At 36.0% G+C, this 19,008-nt stretch carries 26 protein-coding genes; 10 read left to right on the forward strand and 16 right to left on the reverse strand.

Going from position 1 to position 19,008, the window contains the following annotated elements; all coding sequences use genetic code 11:
- Positions 1–211: 211 nt before the first annotated feature.
- Positions 212–1,204: a helix-turn-helix transcriptional regulator gene (locus ABIB30_RS21250; protein ID WP_354305057.1), complete on the reverse strand. Its 993-nt coding sequence runs from the start codon at positions 1,202–1,204 to the stop codon at positions 212–214.
- A gap of 190 nt (positions 1,205–1,394) precedes the next feature.
- On the opposite strand from ABIB30_RS21250, the gene ABIB30_RS21255 reads away from it, so the two are divergent.
- The gene (locus tag ABIB30_RS21255) at positions 1,395–2,054 is read left to right on the forward strand and encodes a class I SAM-dependent methyltransferase (protein ID WP_354305058.1); all 660 of its coding nucleotides are present in this window, start codon (positions 1,395–1,397) and stop codon (positions 2,052–2,054) included.
- Between the two features lie 148 nt (positions 2,055–2,202).
- On the opposite strand, the gene ABIB30_RS21260 is transcribed toward ABIB30_RS21255, so the two are convergent.
- A complete protein-coding gene (locus ABIB30_RS21260; RefSeq protein ID WP_354305060.1) occupies positions 2,203–2,526 on the reverse strand; it encodes a MauE/DoxX family redox-associated membrane protein in 324 nt (107 codons plus the stop codon).
- Positions 2,527–3,166: 640 nt separating this feature from the next.
- On the opposite strand from ABIB30_RS21260, the gene ABIB30_RS21265 reads away from it, so the two are divergent.
- Positions 3,167–3,547 (forward strand): hypothetical protein, encoded by a 381-nt coding sequence (locus ABIB30_RS21265; protein ID WP_354305061.1) that lies wholly within the window; start codon positions 3,167–3,169, stop codon positions 3,545–3,547.
- 245 nt (positions 3,548–3,792) lie between these two features.
- On the opposite strand, the gene ABIB30_RS21270 is transcribed toward ABIB30_RS21265, so the two are convergent.
- From ABIB30_RS21270 to ABIB30_RS21280, 3 genes are all read right to left on the reverse strand, one after another.
- Positions 3,793–4,341, reverse strand: a complete 549-nt coding sequence (locus ABIB30_RS21270; RefSeq protein ID WP_354305062.1) for a cysteine hydrolase family protein — start codon at positions 4,339–4,341, stop codon at positions 3,793–3,795.
- Positions 4,342–4,416: 75 nt separating this feature from the next.
- On the reverse strand, positions 4,417–5,289 hold the full coding sequence (locus ABIB30_RS21275; protein ID WP_354305063.1) for an AraC family transcriptional regulator: 873 nt from the start codon (positions 5,287–5,289) through the stop codon (positions 4,417–4,419).
- An 87-nt stretch (positions 5,290–5,376) separates the two neighbouring features.
- A complete protein-coding gene (locus ABIB30_RS21280; RefSeq protein WP_354305064.1) occupies positions 5,377–5,709 on the reverse strand; it encodes a winged helix-turn-helix transcriptional regulator in 333 nt (110 codons plus the stop codon).
- Positions 5,710–5,914: 205 nt separating this feature from the next.
- On the opposite strand from ABIB30_RS21280, the gene ABIB30_RS21285 reads away from it, so the two are divergent.
- From ABIB30_RS21285 to ABIB30_RS21300, 4 genes are all read left to right on the forward strand, one after another.
- A complete protein-coding gene (locus ABIB30_RS21285; protein ID WP_354305065.1) occupies positions 5,915–6,271 on the forward strand; it encodes a hypothetical protein in 357 nt (118 codons plus the stop codon).
- Between the two features lie 22 nt (positions 6,272–6,293).
- Entirely contained in the window at positions 6,294–7,190 is an 897-nt protein-coding gene (locus tag ABIB30_RS21290; RefSeq protein ID WP_354305066.1) for an SDR family oxidoreductase, read from the forward strand.
- Between the two features lie 186 nt (positions 7,191–7,376).
- On the forward strand, positions 7,377–7,595 hold the full coding sequence (locus tag ABIB30_RS21295; protein ID WP_502931097.1) for a nuclear transport factor 2-like protein: 219 nt from the start codon (positions 7,377–7,379) through the stop codon (positions 7,593–7,595).
- Between the two features lie 42 nt (positions 7,596–7,637).
- Positions 7,638–8,024: a nuclear transport factor 2 family protein gene (locus tag ABIB30_RS21300; RefSeq protein ID WP_354305067.1), complete on the forward strand. Its 387-nt coding sequence runs from the start codon at positions 7,638–7,640 to the stop codon at positions 8,022–8,024.
- Positions 8,025–8,172: 148 nt separating this feature from the next.
- On the opposite strand, the gene ABIB30_RS21305 is transcribed toward ABIB30_RS21300, so the two are convergent.
- Together ABIB30_RS21305 and ABIB30_RS21310 are read right to left on the reverse strand one after the other, a co-directional pair.
- Entirely contained in the window at positions 8,173–8,376 is a 204-nt protein-coding gene (locus ABIB30_RS21305; RefSeq protein WP_354305106.1) for an oxidoreductase dimerization domain-containing protein, read from the reverse strand.
- A 187-nt stretch (positions 8,377–8,563) separates the two neighbouring features.
- Positions 8,564–8,944, reverse strand: a complete 381-nt coding sequence (locus tag ABIB30_RS21310) for a winged helix-turn-helix transcriptional regulator (RefSeq protein WP_354305068.1) — start codon at positions 8,942–8,944, stop codon at positions 8,564–8,566.
- A gap of 126 nt (positions 8,945–9,070) precedes the next feature.
- On the opposite strand from ABIB30_RS21310, the gene ABIB30_RS21315 reads away from it, so the two are divergent.
- From ABIB30_RS21315 to ABIB30_RS21330, 4 genes are all read left to right on the forward strand, one after another.
- Positions 9,071–9,634 carry an NAD(P)H-dependent oxidoreductase gene (locus ABIB30_RS21315; protein WP_354305069.1) on the forward strand — a complete coding sequence of 188 codons (564 nt, stop codon included), beginning with the start codon at positions 9,071–9,073 and terminating at the stop codon, positions 9,632–9,634.
- Positions 9,635–10,525: a DMT family transporter gene (locus ABIB30_RS21320; RefSeq protein WP_354305070.1), complete on the forward strand. Its 891-nt coding sequence runs from the start codon at positions 9,635–9,637 to the stop codon at positions 10,523–10,525.
- Between the two features lie 77 nt (positions 10,526–10,602).
- Complete coding sequence (locus tag ABIB30_RS21325) at positions 10,603–10,980, forward strand: MmcQ/YjbR family DNA-binding protein (protein WP_354305071.1); 378 nt, start codon at positions 10,603–10,605, stop codon at positions 10,978–10,980.
- Between the two features lie 8 nt (positions 10,981–10,988).
- Positions 10,989–11,342 (forward strand): MmcQ/YjbR family DNA-binding protein, encoded by a 354-nt coding sequence (locus ABIB30_RS21330; RefSeq protein WP_354305072.1) that lies wholly within the window; start codon positions 10,989–10,991, stop codon positions 11,340–11,342.
- Positions 11,343–11,396: 54 nt separating this feature from the next.
- Here ABIB30_RS21330 and ABIB30_RS21335 read toward each other — a convergent pair whose 3' ends face one another.
- From ABIB30_RS21335 to ABIB30_RS21375, 9 genes are all read right to left on the reverse strand, one after another.
- Positions 11,397–11,723 (reverse strand): DUF6616 family protein, encoded by a 327-nt coding sequence (locus ABIB30_RS21335; RefSeq protein ID WP_354305073.1) that lies wholly within the window; start codon positions 11,721–11,723, stop codon positions 11,397–11,399.
- Positions 11,707–11,937 carry an MBL fold metallo-hydrolase gene (locus ABIB30_RS21340; RefSeq protein ID WP_354305074.1) on the reverse strand — a complete coding sequence of 77 codons (231 nt, stop codon included), beginning with the start codon at positions 11,935–11,937 and terminating at the stop codon, positions 11,707–11,709. Before ABIB30_RS21340 ends, ABIB30_RS21335 begins: the two co-directional genes overlap by 17 nt.
- Before the next feature lie 23 nt (positions 11,938–11,960).
- Positions 11,961–12,692 carry an SDR family oxidoreductase gene (locus tag ABIB30_RS21345; RefSeq protein WP_354305075.1) on the reverse strand — a complete coding sequence of 244 codons (732 nt, stop codon included), beginning with the start codon at positions 12,690–12,692 and terminating at the stop codon, positions 11,961–11,963.
- 115 nt (positions 12,693–12,807) lie between these two features.
- Positions 12,808–13,722 (reverse strand): AraC family transcriptional regulator, encoded by a 915-nt coding sequence (locus ABIB30_RS21350; RefSeq protein WP_354305076.1) that lies wholly within the window; start codon positions 13,720–13,722, stop codon positions 12,808–12,810.
- A 103-nt stretch (positions 13,723–13,825) separates the two neighbouring features.
- A complete protein-coding gene (locus ABIB30_RS21355) occupies positions 13,826–14,572 on the reverse strand; it encodes a helix-turn-helix domain-containing protein (RefSeq protein ID WP_354305078.1) in 747 nt (248 codons plus the stop codon).
- A gap of 258 nt (positions 14,573–14,830) precedes the next feature.
- On the reverse strand, positions 14,831–15,502 hold the full coding sequence (locus ABIB30_RS21360; protein WP_354305079.1) for an SDR family NAD(P)-dependent oxidoreductase: 672 nt from the start codon (positions 15,500–15,502) through the stop codon (positions 14,831–14,833).
- A gap of 32 nt (positions 15,503–15,534) precedes the next feature.
- Positions 15,535–16,575 (reverse strand): NAD(P)-dependent alcohol dehydrogenase, encoded by a 1,041-nt coding sequence (locus ABIB30_RS21365; protein ID WP_354305080.1) that lies wholly within the window; start codon positions 16,573–16,575, stop codon positions 15,535–15,537.
- 104 nt (positions 16,576–16,679) lie between these two features.
- Entirely contained in the window at positions 16,680–17,690 is a 1,011-nt protein-coding gene (locus ABIB30_RS21370) for an aldo/keto reductase (protein WP_354305081.1), read from the reverse strand.
- 293 nt (positions 17,691–17,983) lie between these two features.
- Positions 17,984–18,484 carry a hypothetical protein gene (locus ABIB30_RS21375; RefSeq protein ID WP_354305082.1) on the reverse strand — a complete coding sequence of 167 codons (501 nt, stop codon included), beginning with the start codon at positions 18,482–18,484 and terminating at the stop codon, positions 17,984–17,986.
- Positions 18,485–19,008 lie beyond the last annotated feature (524 nt).

The raw sequence follows: 19,008 nt of genomic DNA on the forward strand, positions 1-19,008 counted from the left end.
CAGCGCCTTCAACTGGGCTGGCCGAAGCATTTTTTAAGTACATCTTGTAGCATATGTTTGTCCAGACTTAAATCTGCTACGAGTTGTTTGAGTTTGACATTCTATGTACTGATTATAGAGCCCATTCTTAAGTAGCTATAAATTATGCAAAACCATTAAAATGTAAATACGACTCATATGCAGGTAAATGGGGCTAAAGGGAACATGAATTTTACACCCTTACTTTCCCCGGCTGGACAGCAAATTTCTTCCTAAATGCATTGCTGAAATGCTGAACGGAAGAATAACCCAATTGAAAAGCTACAGCCTTTATAGGTATGCCCTCTAGCAGCAGCTGCCTGGCGTAGTTGAGTTTGTGGTCACTTAAATAACCAAATATGCTTTTGTCAAACAAGCCCTTAAATCCTTTTTTTAGCTTAAATTCATTAATGCCGCATACCTTTGCCAGTTGTGCGACAGAGGGTGGTTGCTGGATGTTCTGAATCAGGTAATCTCTGGCATGATAAATACAATCTTTATCGTATGCGGATTGTGGGGGCGAATTTTCATTTTTAAAAACATCACTTTCAAAAGCTTCGGCCTGAAGCACAAGTAATTCTGTACATTTTGACTCGATAAATAAGAGTCGTAGTCCTTCTGTATAAGTGCAATTGAGGATTTCCTGCATACAATTTTGCATAGCCCAGGAGATCGGCAGGTTCTGTTCGGCCATTTGTGAATAACGTCCAGCATCTAGATGGTCAGCTAAAACCTGCAGCGCCCTGGTAGAATTTTCGGCGAGTTGTAGAAATTTATCCTTCGCAAAATGGACCTCAAAAAAGCGGTAATTACTGTCCGTATCATATTCACCTGTACCATCCAGTTCTGGCATGTAAATGATGTTTTGCTGATTGGAACTAAAGATATAGTGCTGCTTGTTCACTGCATTATATATGGTTCCATTGCCAGATAAAGTGAAGCGCAATTTAACCATATCTGGCAGATCGTTAGTCGGCCTGAAATAGATTTGACGCTGTTTGAATGAAATGTCGCCGTATACGATATAAAGGTCCGGAGTTTTGATTTGCCAGAGTTCAGCATCACTAAAAGAAAAATGGTATCTGTCCCTGCTTTCTTTAACGAATTTCCCCTGATTAGAAAAAGGCTCAAAATTCCCACCTACCTTTTTCAAAGCCCCATAATCCTTACCAACATTAATTGCCATCAAGGCAATAATGATAAAAAAAATGGATGTTTTCTGTAAAGATTTTCAAAAATTACATTTTCTTGCAAAAGAAAATCCGTTTTGTGTAAATCTCCGGAGCAGCTATTTCTCACTTTTGTGGATTAAATAAGCTCAGGGAAATTGAGACCACTGATAGAATTTATCTGGAAAGAGATTTAGAAAGCAAAACATGGAAGAGCAGATATATTTTAAAGAAACAAGTATCCAGGCACGTCGTCCCGATGACATACTAAGCAAAAAAATAGAGCGTGAAGTTTCACCTTTTTGCCGTACCATGATTTCCAAAACTGTGGATCAGCTGAGATTGGCCGACCATTCTTTGGTGTTAGAGATTGGATTTAAAAGCAGGGAGTACCTTCCGTTTCTTTTTCAAAAAGGGACAGGGATTGGTTATTATGGAAACAATATTTCTGAGACAGTGGTACTCGGGGCCCTGTCCGCCCCCGCATTAAAAATAAATGAAGGTACTGCCCAATTTAGTCTGGCAAAAGAAAACGGTACATTAGCTATTGGGAATGATTTCTTTGATGGTTGCTTTACGGTAAATACCATTTATTTCTGGAAAGACCCCGTAGCCCATTTAAAGGAAATATATCGTGTGTTACGCCCTGGAGGAAAATTTAGCCTGGCCTTTATGGAAAAAAATATTGGAGTAGATCTGCCCTGGACACGCTCTGATTTTACTTTTTACGACACTAATGAGGTGAAGACGTTTTTCAGCAAAGTAGGTTTCGCAGATGTTGAAGTAAAACAAATGACCGAAGAGATCACTGGTCAGAATGGCAAAGGGATCGTCAGGCCTTTTGTAAATGTAGTTGGAAGGAAGTAAGAGAAATAGTTAAACTGCAGTGAGGGCTGTTTTATATAAAATGCTGGAAGCTTATTTAAGAGTTAAAATTAATTGTCCTCAATCGCTGCATAAGCGATTGATATTAGTTCTGATAATTTTTTCCAACCAATGTAAGGACTAATAGTAATCACCTGTAAGGTTTTTTCAGGATGAGACACACGAGCATTAAACCTGTAAATCCATAAAGTCCCCACCTATGTGTTTTAGGGATGATTAATAATATAGATACAAGTATTTCTAAAGTAGGTACAGCCCATGCTATGAGTGTTGAATATGAACTGATTATTGACACTTTCGATAAGCCTTTAGCAAATCTGTCATGATCAATTACCTTCTCATAGGCCGAAAACAGAAATAAAAATGTACGGACAAGACATATTGTTAATACTATCCATTCTTTAAATCGGTCGTTAACCCTAAATAATCTGTTTCTTTCGATTGCACTTTCCATAGATGCAAAATTGAACTGTCATTGATTTGAATTTGTGACTTCCGTCACGGGCGGTGCATAACCTGCCAATAGTTATTTGTCCTCTTTGTCACAGCACTCCTTTCTTTTTTTAGCTTAAAACATTAGCAAATAACATCATTTACTATACATCTAAAGTTGGGGAATTTGTGCCTGGGGAAATAACAAATTTGAGGTGAAAAAATGCCATAAATGTGGTGTTTGAATTGCACATTTGTGGATCTTGTATGGAAATGAAATGGTCTAACGCCCCCTAAGTCTTCTAAGGGTTTCCAAACTTATTTTGTGGTATTGCGCTATATGCTGTATTTCCGAAAGGTTGTAAATGTTAGGGTGGGCTTGTTCCAAACGCTTTACTCTATGACTGGCGGTAAATCTAAAATCCTCTTCATACTCAACAGGTGGTCACAGGTTCGTATTACTGATTCAATCACGGGCTATTACCAAAACGTTCGGAATTTCAAAGATGAGGAGGCAAAATTTAAATCGATTATGTCCGGTACTGCAATGAATCGGACACAATCCGCTTTTAATCTTTGCATTGATTTTGCGAAAATTGGCAACAGTGCACTTAATTAACTGATCAATCACTGGGGGAGTAATCCTCCTAAATATTTGAGTTATGAAATCATTACATGATTTAACAAATACAGAAAGAGCAAAATTATTGTACGATCTGTTCCCTGCAGAAATGCCCTGTTTTTTGAAGGACTTAACTAACGTTTGTGAAGAACTTAAGGAACAAAAAGAGAAATATCTAAAGGAGTGGGATTGTGCGCCTATGACTTTCGACTTTTGGTTTTCAATCGTGGCGGATATCGCTGACATGCTAAAAAGACACAATTTTATAATGAGCAAAAGTAGTACGGTTTTTTCAGATCAATTATTTTTTAAGCATTACAGCTTTTTTATGAATGATCGCATTATTAAATATGCAGACCGTAAGAGCGAAAATGAGAAGTTCAAAATTGCGGTTAACTTACTATATAAACTTAAAGAGTAAAGCTTTTGTATCGCTTTAAAAGCCTTCTTTTTAGCTTTTAAAAGGGTTGAAATGAGGGCTTTTTTCGTCGGCGCTTTAAGTGATTTATAAGTGATCTGTAATTGAAATAATAGCATTCTTTCATCTCTATAAAATCCGTTAAGAAATATTGAGCAGCTGCATACGGAAATAAAAGATTTAAAGGCAAAAAAAAGAGCCAAGTTAAACAATGGTTCAGCTTGGCTCTTTTACTTTCAACCTATTTTTTATGCGGTTAAAAATTCGTCACTATTTTGAACTTTGGCATAAAAGAAAGTCAATGCGCTCAAAAATGCATTGTGTGCATCTTCTGCTTTTACAGTTTTACCGTTAATTTCCAGATCCCTTGAAGCACATGCATCTCCAATAACGGTACAATCAAAGCCAAAATCCTTTGCGGCTCTTGTGGTTGAATCTACGCACATGTGTGTCATCATACCTGTAACCACTACTTCGGTAACCTCGTTAGCTTTTAGAAAATTCAAAAGATCAGTTTCTTTAAAACTGTTCGGATAATATTTTTGGATTACTTTTTCGCCTTCAAGCGGTTTTACATTTTCGTGAATTTCTGAGCCGAAAGTTCCCGGAACAAAAATAGGCATACTTGGGTCAGCCGATAAATGCTGTATATGCGCTATCGGCAAATTATTCTCGCGAAAAAAATCAATTACCTTGCGTGCTTTCAAACTAGCTTCTACTGGTTTTACAAGTTCAATAGCGCCATTTTCAAAATAATCATTCTGAATGTCGATAACAATTAATGCTTTTTTACTCATATCTATTGTATTTTATTTGTTTCTAATTGGGAAACAAAATTAGCAAAGTGCAGTTCTGCGTTTAATACCAAAACATTACAGATTGGTACCATTTTGATATTCATGTAAAAAACTAGTTGTGGTAATTCCTGTCTGATTTTTAAAGAAGCGCATCAAATGATTGGGTTCTGAAAAGTTGAGCTGAAAAGCAATTTCGGCAACGGTAAGTTTGGAATGAATTAGATAATCTTTGATGGCTATTAGTAAACGCTGTTTCAATAAATGAGACGCTGTAACATTAAATTGTTCCTTTACCGCCTTATTAAGGGTAATACGGTTAACATTTAGCAGTTCTGTATAATCACTAATACGTTGTTTTTCTTTGATATGGATTTCTATCAATTTCTTGAACTGAAAAGCATGGTTATTCTGATTTTTTTCTATTGCCAAATTGTGTTTTTCTGTATATTCTCTGTTGAGCTTTTGAAGCAGATAATAAATCAGAGAACGGATAATATGTACACTGTCAACCCTTTTTTTTATCAATTCCGATTTTATTTCAGCAAGAAGGGAATAATATCTTTCAATAAGTTCTTCATCAATCTGCATGCTTAAAGGGTATTCCAACTGATAAAAGTATAATAAACGATAGGTGAATAATTTGTCGGAAAAAAAATCATTTAGAAAATCTTCTTGAAAAGCCAAAACAGTAAAATCTAAACCTTCGGTATTAAGGTTCCATTGCCGTTTTTGGAAGGGTGAAATGAATATGATACTGTTCTCGGTAATGGTTATTTTATCATGATTTAGAATAAGATGACCACTGCCTTTTTTGAAAAAAACGATCTCAAGAAAATCTGTATTATAAGTTTCTTTCTTAAGATAGCCTTCTTTCACTTCATCAGAGGGCAAAACATTAATTAGAAAATCTACCCCACATTCTGTTTTATGAAATTTAAGCGTTCTCAATTTTTTGTTATTTTAAGAATATACCAATAGTTCATTTCTAAATTAAACATTTCAGAATTACACATCATTCTTTAAATGCCATGATTATCAAACTAAATTCTCCAGCCCAAATGCAGCCAGCTGATCCACAATAGGCAAAGTTTTCAATCCCAATTCAGTCAACTGGTACTCCACTTTTGGAGGAATTTGGGAATAGACTTTTTTAGTGACCAATTTATGTTCAACAAGCATATTTAATTCTTGTATCAGCATTTTTTCACTGATTCCGGTTACGGCTCTTTTTAGTTCGCCATATCGCACCACATTTTCGTTGATTTGAAACAGTATCATTAATGTCCATTTGCCACTAAGCAATGATAAAGAAGCTCTCACAGGGCACCTGTCGTCGCAGGGTGGATTTATTTTTATTTTTTTTTCCATTGATAATCAGTTATTCTAACCATTTGGTGAGTACTTAACTATTAAGTAGGTACTTGTACAAATGTAGGTGCTTAGTTATTTTTGTACAAATAATTATTTAAAATAAATATTATGACACAAGCAAATCCTTACTGAAAATTCATCTTTTGGCGAAATAAAGCTTAGCAGAACCAAAGCACAGCACGGGAAAGGCTATATGTTGCGATTGGCAGGTTTCGTTTGCGGATTGGTATTAAAACACCCAACAGAAAAAACCTTATACTTAGCTGCCGATACGGTTTGGTACGAAGGTGTTCAAGAAGCCTTAGATCAGCATAATCCTGAAGTTATTGTTGTAAATGGCGGAGACAACCAATTTTTCTTTGGAGGTCAATTAGTGATGAATAAAAAAGACATCCATGAAGTGCAAAAAGCCATTCCAAAGGCAACGATTATAGTTTGCCACATGGAAGGAGTAAATCACAATACACTCACTAAAAAAGATTTAAAGGCTTTTCTTATTGAAAAAGGAATAGCAGATAGAGTGAATGTTCCAGAAGACGGACAATCATATATTATTTAATAATAACAAAAAAAATAGAAAAATGAAAATTTTAGTATTTGGAGCTACAGGCTCACAACAATTCAACATAATAGCAGAAGCAAAGAAAAAAGGAGCAGAAGTAATCGCTGCTACAAGCTCAGCAAACAGTTTTGAAAAATTAGAACAGGCAGGCGCAACACCAATTTTGGCAAATTTAAGTGATGCTGATAAAATGAAAGAAATTACCAAAGGTGTAGATGCAATCGCGTTTATGATACCTGTATCCTTGCCCAATCCTTTTGATGGTCTGCAATATTCCAAAAATGTGATTGATGCTGCTAAAGAAAATGGGGTAAAAAAAATCGTTTGGAACACAAGTGGCTGGTTAGAATCTCAAAAAATTGGTTCGCCTGTTGACGATGTAAAATTGGATGTTTTAGATTATTTAAAAAATAGCGGTATAGATTATGTGATCATCGAACCAACTATTTATATGGAAAATATGATGGGGCCATTCTGTGCGCCGTTTATAACAAATGAGCAGAAGTTGGCTTATCCTACGCCAGAAGCTATGCCAATTGGCTGGATCGCTTCAAGAGATGTAAGTGCGTTTGTGGTTGAAGCTATTTATAATGCAGCTTTAAAAGCGGATACTTTCAAAATCAGCGGTTTAGAAAACTTAAAAGGAAATGATTTGGCATCGCAGTTTTCTAAAGGTGTAGCGGAAGAAATTGTTTATTATCCGCAAAAGCCGAAAGAATTTGGTGATATATTAAAACCATTGGTAGGAGAAGCAGGAGCATCAAGCGTTGCCGCTTATTACGAAAATCTTCAGAACGCAACTGAATACCCTTCAAAATTCAATCCTAAAATGAGCGAAGTGTTAGAAAAACTTCCAGTAAAAATGACCTCTTTGGAAGAATGGGCTAAAGACAACAAAGGTTATTTTATTAAATAATTAAATTCACAATATATGGAAGCGAAAGAAGTTGTAGCATCATACTTTGATGCCTTGGGTAAAGGTGAATTAGAATGAGCACTTTCATCATTTGCGCCAGAAACCAAATGGTGTCAACCAGGAGACAATAAATTTGCTGGATTGAAGAACAATCTCAATGAAATTATCCAAATGTTTCAAGGCATAATGAGTCATACATCCGGAAATATGCAGGTAAGACCTAATGGTACAATGTTGGAAAGTGGCAATCTGATAGCAGTTCCAGTTTGGTTTACCGCAAAAACGGAAACTAAAAGTATGGATCTGGGCGGATTGGATCTTTTCGAAGTAAAAGATGGAAAGATTGTTCAGGTTTGGACATTCTCAGATGATCAGTTGGTGGATGATGAGTTTTTTGGAAGGTAAAAGAAATTAACATTAGTAAATAGAAATTTAAAACACAATAATATGACAGCAATAGAAGTAGTTACGGCTTATTCAATAGCCCTTTCACAAGGAGATATTCCTACAGCATTTTCACATTTTAGTCCAGATACCAAATGGCACCAACCAGGAAACCACCAATTTGCCGGAACAAAAATGGGACTTGATGCTATTGGCAAAATGCTTGGCGATATGATGGGTGCAACACAAGGCTCATTGGTGATAAATCCAATAGGTGCTTTGATGTCTAACGGAAATTTAGTTTCATTTCCAGTACAATTTAGCGGTAAAATTGGCGATAAAAAAGTGGATATGAGTGGTGTTGATTTGTTCGAAGTTGTGGATGAGAAAATTGTTCAGGTTTGGTTGTTTTCTGAAGACCAAGCTGCCGAAGACGAGTTTTGGGGTTAGATTTTGTAGTCCATTAACCTAAGAAACAAATATTTATCAAAACTGAAAAATAAGTACCAATCACGAGATTAAGCAATATATTTATAACGCTAAAAATTCATCTTTCCAATAAGAAATAGAATGAAAAGCGTTACATCACATGATCAGTTTATAAATTTATGGTTCCTTGTCCAGATGCAATCAAATAAGCTTCTTTTAATGCATCAGAATAGGTTGGGTGGGCATAAGAAATCCTGAACATATCTTCTGCGGTAACCTCGTACTTCATTGCAACCACACACTGGGCGATTACATCGATGGCCGTCGGGCCAATGATGTGAACGCCTAGATCACAAGATACCAGAGATTTTATCCTTTATAGATAAAAAGGGCTAGGAAAGAATGAAACAGGAAATTGACATCAATTACCGTGGGATCAAAAAAGATATTTCAAATATTATCAAAGCGAATTGGAACGAATTAAAAATGATTTTGGTCTATAGCATCTGCTGTAATAGGCGTATCTGGAAACATAATATTTCTGCATCAATTCTATTAAATCATTTATCAATGCAACTCGCAGTACCAACTTCCTGCTTGTATTCTTTGCCCCAGGTGTCCAGTTCCTGAATAATTAATTTGAGCTTATATCCTATAGGGGTTAATTCGTATTCGACCCTGGGTGGTACTTCTGCATAAACTTTGCGGGTAACAATTTTATTCTGCTCCAATTTTCTTAGTTCTAGGGTAAGCATCCTATCGGTTATTTGAGGAATGGTTTTTTTTATTTCACCAAATCTCATTTTGCCATTGATCAAGGTAGAAAGTATTCCTAAAGTCCATTGTCCTCCGATAAGTGATATTGCGTGCATCTCATCACATTCTTCGTAGATGGCTTGTTTATTCAAATAATTAGTTGATGTAACCTTTGTTCTTTCCATTACTTACAATTTTGATAGTACCATACAATTTGTTGCTTGCTGTCAAAGTTACTGTGCATGTTTTACTTTTGCACTATTAATAACAAAATTTAGCAGAGCTCGCTAATTAAATTAAATAGTACAACAATGAAAAACAATGTTTTAATTATAAGTGGTCATCCAGACCTAAGCCAATCATTCGGCAATAGCGCTATACTAAAAGAAGTAGAAAAATTAGCTCCTAAATTTAAAATTAATGATTTAAGTGGCAATTACCCCGATTTTAAAATTAATGTTGAAGCTGAACAGGCCAAACTAGTTGAAGCTGATGTAATCGTATGGCAGTTTCCAATCCAGTGGTTCTCTGCTCCGGCAATATTTAAAAAGTGGCAGGACGATGTCCTGGTTCATGGATTTGCTTACGGATCAACCGGGAAATTTTTAAAAGACAAAAAAATTATATTATCAGTAACGCTGGGAGGAGATGCACACGAATATGCAAAAGACGACCGTTTCAGGCATACTGTTGAGGAATTTTTGGTACCTCTTATAGAAACAGTTCCTTATTGCAATATGATTTATGCCGGGCTTATCTATTCGGCAGGTATAATGTATATCGACGGTGTATCTGATCATGAAGCGCTTTTACAGTTGGAGAGTAAAGCTGTAAGTCATGCGCATGAGTTAATAGATTTAATAAAAAGCATCTAAATGAAAGATAAATCAAGAAAACTGCTGTTGTCAATTTTAACGATTATAGTGGTGGTTATTTGGGGAACTACTTTTGCATCATCAAAAGTGCTGATCGATCATGGAATGAATACTACAGATATTCTATCGCTGTCATTTGTCATCGCTTATATTTCCGCTTTAGCCATTTCGCACAAAAAAATGTGGTCTGATAATCTTAAAGATGAATTTATTCATGCCTTATGCGGATTAATCGGTGGAGCTGGTTATTATATTACCCTGGTAGAGGCCGTAAAGTACACGTTAACAACAAATGTCTCCATAATTGTTACTGCTGCTCCCATACTAACAGCAATATTCGCCTACTTTGTGTTCGAAGAGCGATTAAGCAAACAGATGATCTTTGGATCAATTATCGCATTCGCAGGTGCAATAATGGTGGTGTTCAACGGAAATTTTGAATTAGACATCAATCCAACTGGTAATCTTTTAAGTATCGGTGCTGCTTTATCTTGGGCACTCTACAGTATTTTGCTTAGAGTATTAGGTGAAAAGTACACCGTTACATTTACCATCCGAAAGGTGTTCTTTTACGGAATGGTTGGACTGTTGGCGTACTCATTATTCTATCCGTTAAACATCAATGTGAAGGCACTCACTAATTTGGTGGTAATTGGTAACCTGATTTATTTAGGTTTGATAAGTTCATTGGTCTGTTACATTATTTGGAGTTTGGCTGTTAACGAGTTAGGCCCTACTAAGACTGCCAATTTTATGTATATTATGCCTTTCGCCACGTTGTTATTTGGATATTTTGTTTTAGAGGAGAACGTAACGCTCGCTTCAATGATGGGGCTTCTGTTGATCATAGGAGGTGTTTATCTTACTGAGCGAACACCTTCGAAATCCTAATTCGTAAAATATACAAGTTCCTGTGTAAAACCAAAAGAATTTCGTATTGTAAATAAACCTTTTAAAAACAGTTAATTATGGATATAGAAACCTTCAGAAAATATTGCCTTTCCTTCAACGGTGCTATGGAGAAGCTTCCTTTTGAAAAAGCAACATCCCAGTACGATAAGGATCTACTTGTATTTTACGTGGCAGACAAATGGTTCTGCTTTGTCAACATCGATAAGTTTGATTTCTGCGATTTAAAATGTGACCCAGAAGAGTCGAAAGATTTGCAGGAAAAATATCAGGGCATCAAGCCAGGATACCATATGAACAAGAAGCATTGGATCAGTACCTATTTTAATAGCGATGTTCCGGATTCGATCATAAAGGAACTTGTCCGAAAATCATACGAACTGATTGTTAATGGTTTGCCCCTTAAAGTGCAACAGTCCCTGAAAGATAATAAGTAATTAATCCTATGGATATAGAAGCGTTTAGAGTATTCTGCCTGTCATTTCCCGATACACACGAAGGGATGCCCTTTCAGGGATTTTTCAAAAATTCCAAGTCTATCCTTGTATTTTATATTGGAAAGAAGATGTTCTGCTTTTTTGATATTGATAAATTTGATTACTGCACATTGAAATGCGATCCTGAAGCTATTGAAGAACTCAGGGAGCATAAAGGCATCCAAAAACCGTTCAATTTGAGCTGGAAACATTGGATCAGCGTTGCTTTAGATGGTAGTGTTTCCGAAGACATGATAAAAGATCTGGTCACAAAATCTTATGAGCTAGTCTCAGCAACTACAACTAAGAGAATTAATAAGTAGTAAAGTCTTGTAGAGATTAATTCTTTACAAGACTTTTCTGCAATCGATGTTAGTTTACAAATTAACCAATTTCTCAGTTATATCAACATCGCCTCCCTTAAGGTTAAATTGATCAAAGTAATTATACCATCCTTCTTCTAATCCCAAAGTTTCGAAAGCTTTTGCCAATTCATCAGTTGGGAATTTCCAAATGACAAAGAACTGGTGCTTTAGCCCTTGAACAGTATCACTGTCATTTTCGCTCATTACTACCACTTCGCCACCCTGATCAACAAGAGGTTGAGATGAAAGTGCAATTCTGTTCATGTACTCTGCTCTTTCTTCTTTGCTTAGTTCTAACCAGGCCGGTTTCGGAGTGAACGTCTCAATGTAATATTTCATATTCTTTTAATTTAGTTTTTGATAAATCCTCTTGACGAACAGCTACTTTAACGCCATCTGATATGGGTGGATTAGTGATAAATTTCTCAGGAAATCCTGTAGCCACTAAAATGTTTTTTCCGTTTTCCGTCTGTATTAAGTATTCAGGAACTGGTATAGGTTTGGGAGCATCAGGATAAATAAAATTGTCTAGTTCCAATAGAAACAATTTCATATGTTAAGTTTAATGTTAGCAGATTACCAAGGTAAACTTTCGCCTGCCTGAGAGAAAGTGCCTGTCGGGCCATTTTCGTTAATTAATGCTAATGCAACCCCTGTCTCGGCACCCTGTGCAGGTGTCAATGGTGCTTGATCCGAACCGATTGAAGTTTGTACCCATCCAGGATTGGCAGCGTTTACTTTGACATTGGTTTCCTTAAGTGCATTAGCCAGGAAAACGGTAAATTGGTTCAATGCCGTTTTAGAGGCACTGTAAGCATAAGGTTTTAATTGGTACAGCCAATGATTTTCATCAAGATGAACGCCAAATGAACCAGAAACGCTGCTGATATTTACAATACGACCCGCATCACTTTTTTTAATTAATGGCAACAATGCCTGAGTAAGTTCGACTGTTCCAAAGTAATTGATGTCAAAGGTGTCACGAAGTGTTTTCATAGGTACCGATTCCACATTATTGCCGAACCACGCACTGTCAAGAAATACTGCGGCATTATTGATCAAAATATCCAACTTTCCGTATTCACTTTCAATGTAGGCTTTGGCATTTTCAATATCCTGAGAATCACTGATGTCCAGCTTTATGAATTTTACATCCAAAGATTCTCCGCGAAAGATTTCTTCCGCATTCCTGCCTTCATCTTCATTTCTTGCCCCTATAAGAACTTTGATTTTTTGTTCGGCAAGTTGTCTTACTGTTTCAAAACCAATTCCCTTATTACCACCTGTAACTAATGCTATTTTTGTCATTTTTAATTATTTTAAAATTATAAGACAAAGGACGAAAAATGACATTTCGGAATCTAGCGTAATTAAAACCAATCCTTACCAAAATCAAACTTTTTAGTTTAGAATTGTACTCAGGTTACTCTCTTTTTAATTTTCTATAATCTGTAGGCGCTATTTTTGTATGCTTTTTGAAAAATGTATTAAAGTGGGATGGTTCTTCAAAACCCAGTGAGTAAGCAATCTGTGCAATATTCCAATTAGTCAATTTCAATAGAATTTTTGCTTCCTGCTCAATCCTTGAATTAATGATATCGCTAACGGTTCTTCCTTTTGACAGCTTCACCTGACGGTTCAAATAATTGGGATGTAGCGATAAATGATCTGCGAATTCGCCAGCAGTTTTTAATTTAATAATATCTTGCGGATTGTCGATGGGAAACTGTGATTCCAATAATCTTATAAATGAGCAAGTTATCTCTTCAGTGGTGTTATTTTTCTTGATGTAGGACGCTATAGGATCAAGCTTTTGGGCATTGAAAATGAGTTCAAGAAGGTAGTTGCGTTGTAAACTTTCTTTATAATTACCGTTATCGAGCTTTTCATCGAAAAGCTTAGCATAAATCTCTGTAAAATTTTCAGCTTGGTTATCGGTTAGTGAATAAATATTTTGTCTGCCTGGTTTGTATATTGGAAATTCTAACAAACGGTAACCACTATTATTTTTAGTTATAAAATCTTCTTTAAAAATACAGCTTATACCTTTATAAATTCCATTTAATGTATGAATACCAAATGGAATTTTGGAAGTTGTAAATAGTAACGTATTACCAGTTAACTCGATATTTTTATCTTCAAATTCAATACTATATTTTCCTTGTAATAAGGTGGCTGTGTAGAATGTCTTTCGGGAATAATTGAAGGAAAAAAAATGGTTGTTATCTACTTTACTTAAATCGAGAATTTCAAAATTATCAACAAAATTCATTGGGTTTCCTGATGTGTGATTCCCCGTATTTTTAAGTCCTATATTTTTGTCTGATTTAAGTCCCATAATTTAATTTGTTAGTGCTTTTTTAATTAAAAGAATCTGTTTATCGACTATCGTCTATGCGATGTTGGTGACTGTCATTTTTCTGTTCTAGGCCTTGCGAAGGTCAATTAAACGAAGTCCTGAATTCCAATGGTGTCTGGTTCGTTTTGTTTTTAAACACTTTGCTGAATGATTGCGGATATTCAAAACCTAATCGATATGCGATTTCACTTACGGATAATTTTGTTGTTGATAAAAGTTCTTTGGCTTTTTCCAAAAGCTGGTTTTGAATATGTTGTTGTGTGGTTTGCCCTGTTAGATTTTTCAGCATATCATTTAGATAATGAGGGGATACAAATAACTTTTCGGCAAAGTATTGAACGGTCGGTAACCCTGCTACACTCAAGTCATCATTTTGATAATATGTATTCAGTAAATCATCAAATTTTAAAAACAAGTCATTTGACGCTTTTTTTCGTGTGATGAATTGACGATTGTAAAAACGGTTGCAATAATTCAGCAACAAATCAATATGGGAAACAACAACATCCTGCGTGTAATTGTCTATCATTGCTTCAATTTCCTGCTTCAAATTTAGCATTAATCCTGCGATGATAGTTTCTTCTTTGTCTGAAAGATGTAATGCTTCATTGTTGGCGTAAGAGAAAAATCCATATTCTTTAATATGTTTTGCCAAAGAGTAGCTTTGAATAAAATCAGGATGAAAAACAAGCATCCAGCCTTCCACTTTTGCCGTACTGTTTTCTTCTATCGAGAACATTTGTTTTGGTGCAAAAAATGTCATTGTCCCATCGTCAAAATCATAATATTGTTGCCCATATTTTATTTTTCCGTCAAAATTCTTTTTCAAATAGATGGTATAAAAATTATAAATGATTTGTATTTCATTAGTACTTTTATACGCAAAGTCATCCAACTTGACGACACTAACCAGTGGATGCGTAGGCTTTTTTATATTCAGAAAAGAATGAAGTTCGGATACGGAATTTAGAATAACGGGGCTTTCTTTTTTCATTGCATTTAAGTTTGAAAAACAAAGAAATTACCTGCAGCAATTTCTTTATCTATGATAGTATTAGAAATTTACACTTTAAATTGACGCTTCGTTTTAAACCAACGGGACTTCAGCCGTGTATGCTTCCAATTCCGTTCTATCCGAATATAATTTCCAGAACATCTCTGCCAAAACTGTTGGCGAATGGGTTTTGCTTTCGGGTTTGATAATGCCAGCAACAGTCAATAATCCCACATAAATCTCATCAACCTTTAACCTGTCGTGAAGTTGATAAGCAAGACTTCGAATACCTGATTTTCCAAGAGACAAAGAACCGTAAGCGGCCACTGGATGAATTGCCAAACCACCTCCAGTAAGCAAAAAAGCACCTTTTTTTTGCTTTAAATCCTGATAAGAAGACTGAAGCGATTGCAAAGCACCCGAAACATTGATAGCGAATTCGTGTGTCAATTCGTCTGCCGTTTCCTCCAGAATATCTTTCGATTTTACTATTGCCACATTATAAAGGACTACATCGAAGCCTGAAACTTCTTCTGATAAGGTTTTTATGGCAGCATCAAGTTGTGCCGAATTGGAAACATCCGCTGCAGCGAAAGTAACTTCAGCTCCTTGGGATGTCAATTCTGCCTGAACATTTTTTAAATTGTTAGCATTGCGGCTGATGAGGCTGATGTTGAAGCCTTCTTTAGCAAATCGTTTTGCTACACCTTTGCTCAATCCTTCTCCGGCACCAACAATCAAAATTGATTTTTTTGTGTTATCCATTTTATTAAATTTTTCATCCTATGATGGATGATTTATAATGTTTTCATATCAATTACGAAACGGTAGCGAACATCACCTTTTTCCATACGCAAAAACGCCTCGTTAATGTCCTTGATGTCTATCAATTCAATGTCGGAAACAATATTTTTTTCAGAACAGAAATCAAGCATTTCCTGCACTTCTTTTAATCCTCCCACTCCGGAACCGGTAATGGTCTTGTTTCCCACTACTAACGAGAATGATGACACTTCCCAAGGTTTTGGTGGTAATCCGACATTAATATAAGTTCCATCTGTTCTCAATATGGTAAGGTAGGGATTAATATCGTGATCCTGAGGTACAGTATCCAGAACAAAGTCGAACGTTTTATAGGCAGATTTCATTTGCGCATCATCTTTTGAAACGATGAAATTGTGTGCACCCAATTCCCTAGCAGCGAATTCCTTATCTGGAGAGGTGCTGATCACGGTAACCTCCGCACCCAAAGCAACGGCAAATTTCACGCCTAAATGACCCAGTCCTCCAAGACCCACAACTGCAATCTTGTGGCCTTGGCCAACTTTCCATTTGCGAAGTGGTGACCAGGTGGTGATGCCTGCACACAGCAACGGCGCTACCGCAGGTAGATCCAGTTTTTCAGATATGTGAAATGTAAAATCTTCGTTTACCACAATTGTATCGGAATAGCCACCATAAGTTGGCTGTCCATCTTTTCCTACGCCATTGTAAGTAGCTACGGGCTGAACCTCGCAAAATTGCTCGTGTCCGCTTTTACACTCTTCACAGGTTCTGCAAGAGTCAACGGCTGTTCCAATCGCTACAGCATCACCAATTTTAAATTTTTGAATATGGCTGCCAACGGCTATAATCTTACCGACAATTTCGTGTCCTGGTACCAAGGGAAAAACGGCATTTCCCCAATGGTTGGTAATCGTATGCAGGTCGGAATGGCATACACCACAATACAGTATCTGAACCTGTACATCGTGATTTCCCAGTTCTCGCCTTTCAAAATTCCAAGGTGCTAATTTCTCGTTGATGTTTTGTACCGCATATCCTTTTGCTGCTATCATATTTTCTTATTTAAATCCTGGTTTAGTAAATTCTCTGTAGCTATTTAAAGCTTAAATTATTTCAAAGATTAAAAATCTCTGACGGTTTCGGCCAATAGATAAAATTATAAATTAACACCTTTCATTGATGCTGCGTCATATCTAGCACCATTATCTGTGCCCAGTGGAATGATTTTTTCCAATCGGTTCAAATCTTCCTGTGTTAGCGATATGCCTGCTGCTGCTATATTCTCTTCCACATATTTCACACGTTTTGTACCTGGAATAGGTGTGTGTCCTTTGGCAATAACCCAGGCAATTGCCAACTGTGCAGAAGTGATATTTTTTTCTTCTGCCACTTTTCTAATTTCATTTACCAGCTCCACATTCTTGTAAAATTGCTCGCCTTGATATTTGGGTATAAATTTTCGAAAGTCATTTTCGTTAAAATCTTCAGGCTTTTGTGTTTCGCCATTTAAAAACCCCCTTCCTACTGGTGAATAGGCTATTAGACTAATACCTAATTCTTGCAGCGTATCTAAAATACCCAATTCTTCAATTTGTCTTTCAAACAAGGAGTATTCGGACTGCACTGCCGTAAGTGGGTGAATTTTGTGTGCTTTTCTGATGGTTTCAGAACCTACTTCCGAAAGACCAATATATTTTACCTTTCCTTCTTTTACTAATTCGCCCATCGCCTCGACAGTCTCTTCAATTGGTGTATTGGTATCCAATCGATGCAGGTAATACAAGTCAATATAATCTGTGCCAAGGTTTTTTAGTGAACGCTCTACGGCTTTTTTTACGTAATTTTTACTGCCATTGAATGCTCCAGTTGCTTGTCCGTTATCGTCAATTTCAAAGCCGAATTTTGTGGCTATTATGTGTTTTTCCCTGTTTCCCTGAATGGCTTTTGCAATCAGACGTTCATTAAGAAAAGGACCATATATATCTGCCGTGTCCAAAAAAATTCCGCCCAACTCTAATGAACGATGAATCGTAGCAATCGCTTGTTTTTCATCTGCTTTTCCATAAATGTCTCCGCCGAACCCGGTTGTCATGCCCATACAACCAAGACCGATAGATGGAATCACTAATCCTTGACTGCCTAATTTTACTTCTTTAATAGTGCTCATAGATTTCGTTTTAAATATTCAAAGCAAATGTCAAGTTATTGTTTCTGAAAAAAGTATCTAAATAAGATCTAGTTGTATCCAAATGAGAGGTTAATATTTTTTTAGTAACATTTGATGAACGGGTTTAGGTATGTTTGTTTTGCCTTTCTGTTAATCTCTGTGCGGTAGTCATTGGCAATACGTGTTAAAGCCATTACATTTGGTCATATTACTGTTTACAGACGATATCCCAATTGTCTTTTCGTTTGCAGGTAAAGCTGGTCGGATAAACATAGTTTCCTTATGTAAATTGTTTATGTTTCCCCTTCATAAAGCCCAAGTTTCACTGGAGATATTTTAGATTCAAAGAATTTTTTAGTCGCAGGGTTATACCTTCCGGTTTTTAATAACTTACCTTGCAATGAATAGAACTCCAATAATATTGTATTGTCTTCAGATACAGTGTACTTCTTGATTACCTCATTCGGAATTCCGTTAGTTACAATAACATTTAGCTCAGATACCGAATTTATAGTTCTTTCAAGAGGAATAGCAAGGACAGTTTTATTTTTACTGTTTATCCGGGTCTTAACTTTAGACCAATCTGGTGTCAGACCAATAGACTTCAAACTGCTTATCATTGGTCTTCCTCCTACAGATTGTTTTTCAAGAGAAGACTTAGCAATATCTACAAGAGATTGTGTTGAATTTTGGTCTTTGGTGACTTCCGGTACATTGTCTTTCTTACATGAGTGCAAAAAGAGCATGAGAGGAACAATTAAAAATAGATGTTTCAATAAGAATTTTTCTTTCATACTTAATTTAATTACGATACTTAATCAAGTATCGTAATTAAATTAAGTATGAAATGTTTTTTTTACATCAAACAACATTTTGACGTGGTGAAAATTAGGTAAATACGGAAACCCGTAATCTTATCTTCTATTAATGATGATTTTCGGTTATATGCTACTTAAAAATCAAATTCTCATACTCGTCAATCATAGCTCCAATAGTTTGAACCAATATAGGATCTATGTTAGAATTGCACGAAATCGAACCTGTGCTGTAGTGTTAGCATACGTTATTGGTTATAAGTTAAAACTCTTGATTTATTGATTCCGTGGCCAGAATCTATCCTCTAATGCGCTAAAATTCTTTTTCTTCCTGCTTTAGATGATTTTAACAGGTTTATACCTCTAAGGTCTAAAGATTAATTGGTTACTTATTACGGTAAACCGTAAATAATCTTAGTGTCGAACCTAACCTTCGTGAATTGAGGTTAAAATGTACACGGCAATCCATGACTAATACAGCCCGATTTTCTCTTGATGTTGAA

It is taken from the genome of Pedobacter sp. UYP1 (assembly GCF_040547305.1).
Taxonomy (GTDB): Bacteria; Bacteroidota; Bacteroidia; order Sphingobacteriales; family Sphingobacteriaceae; genus Pedobacter.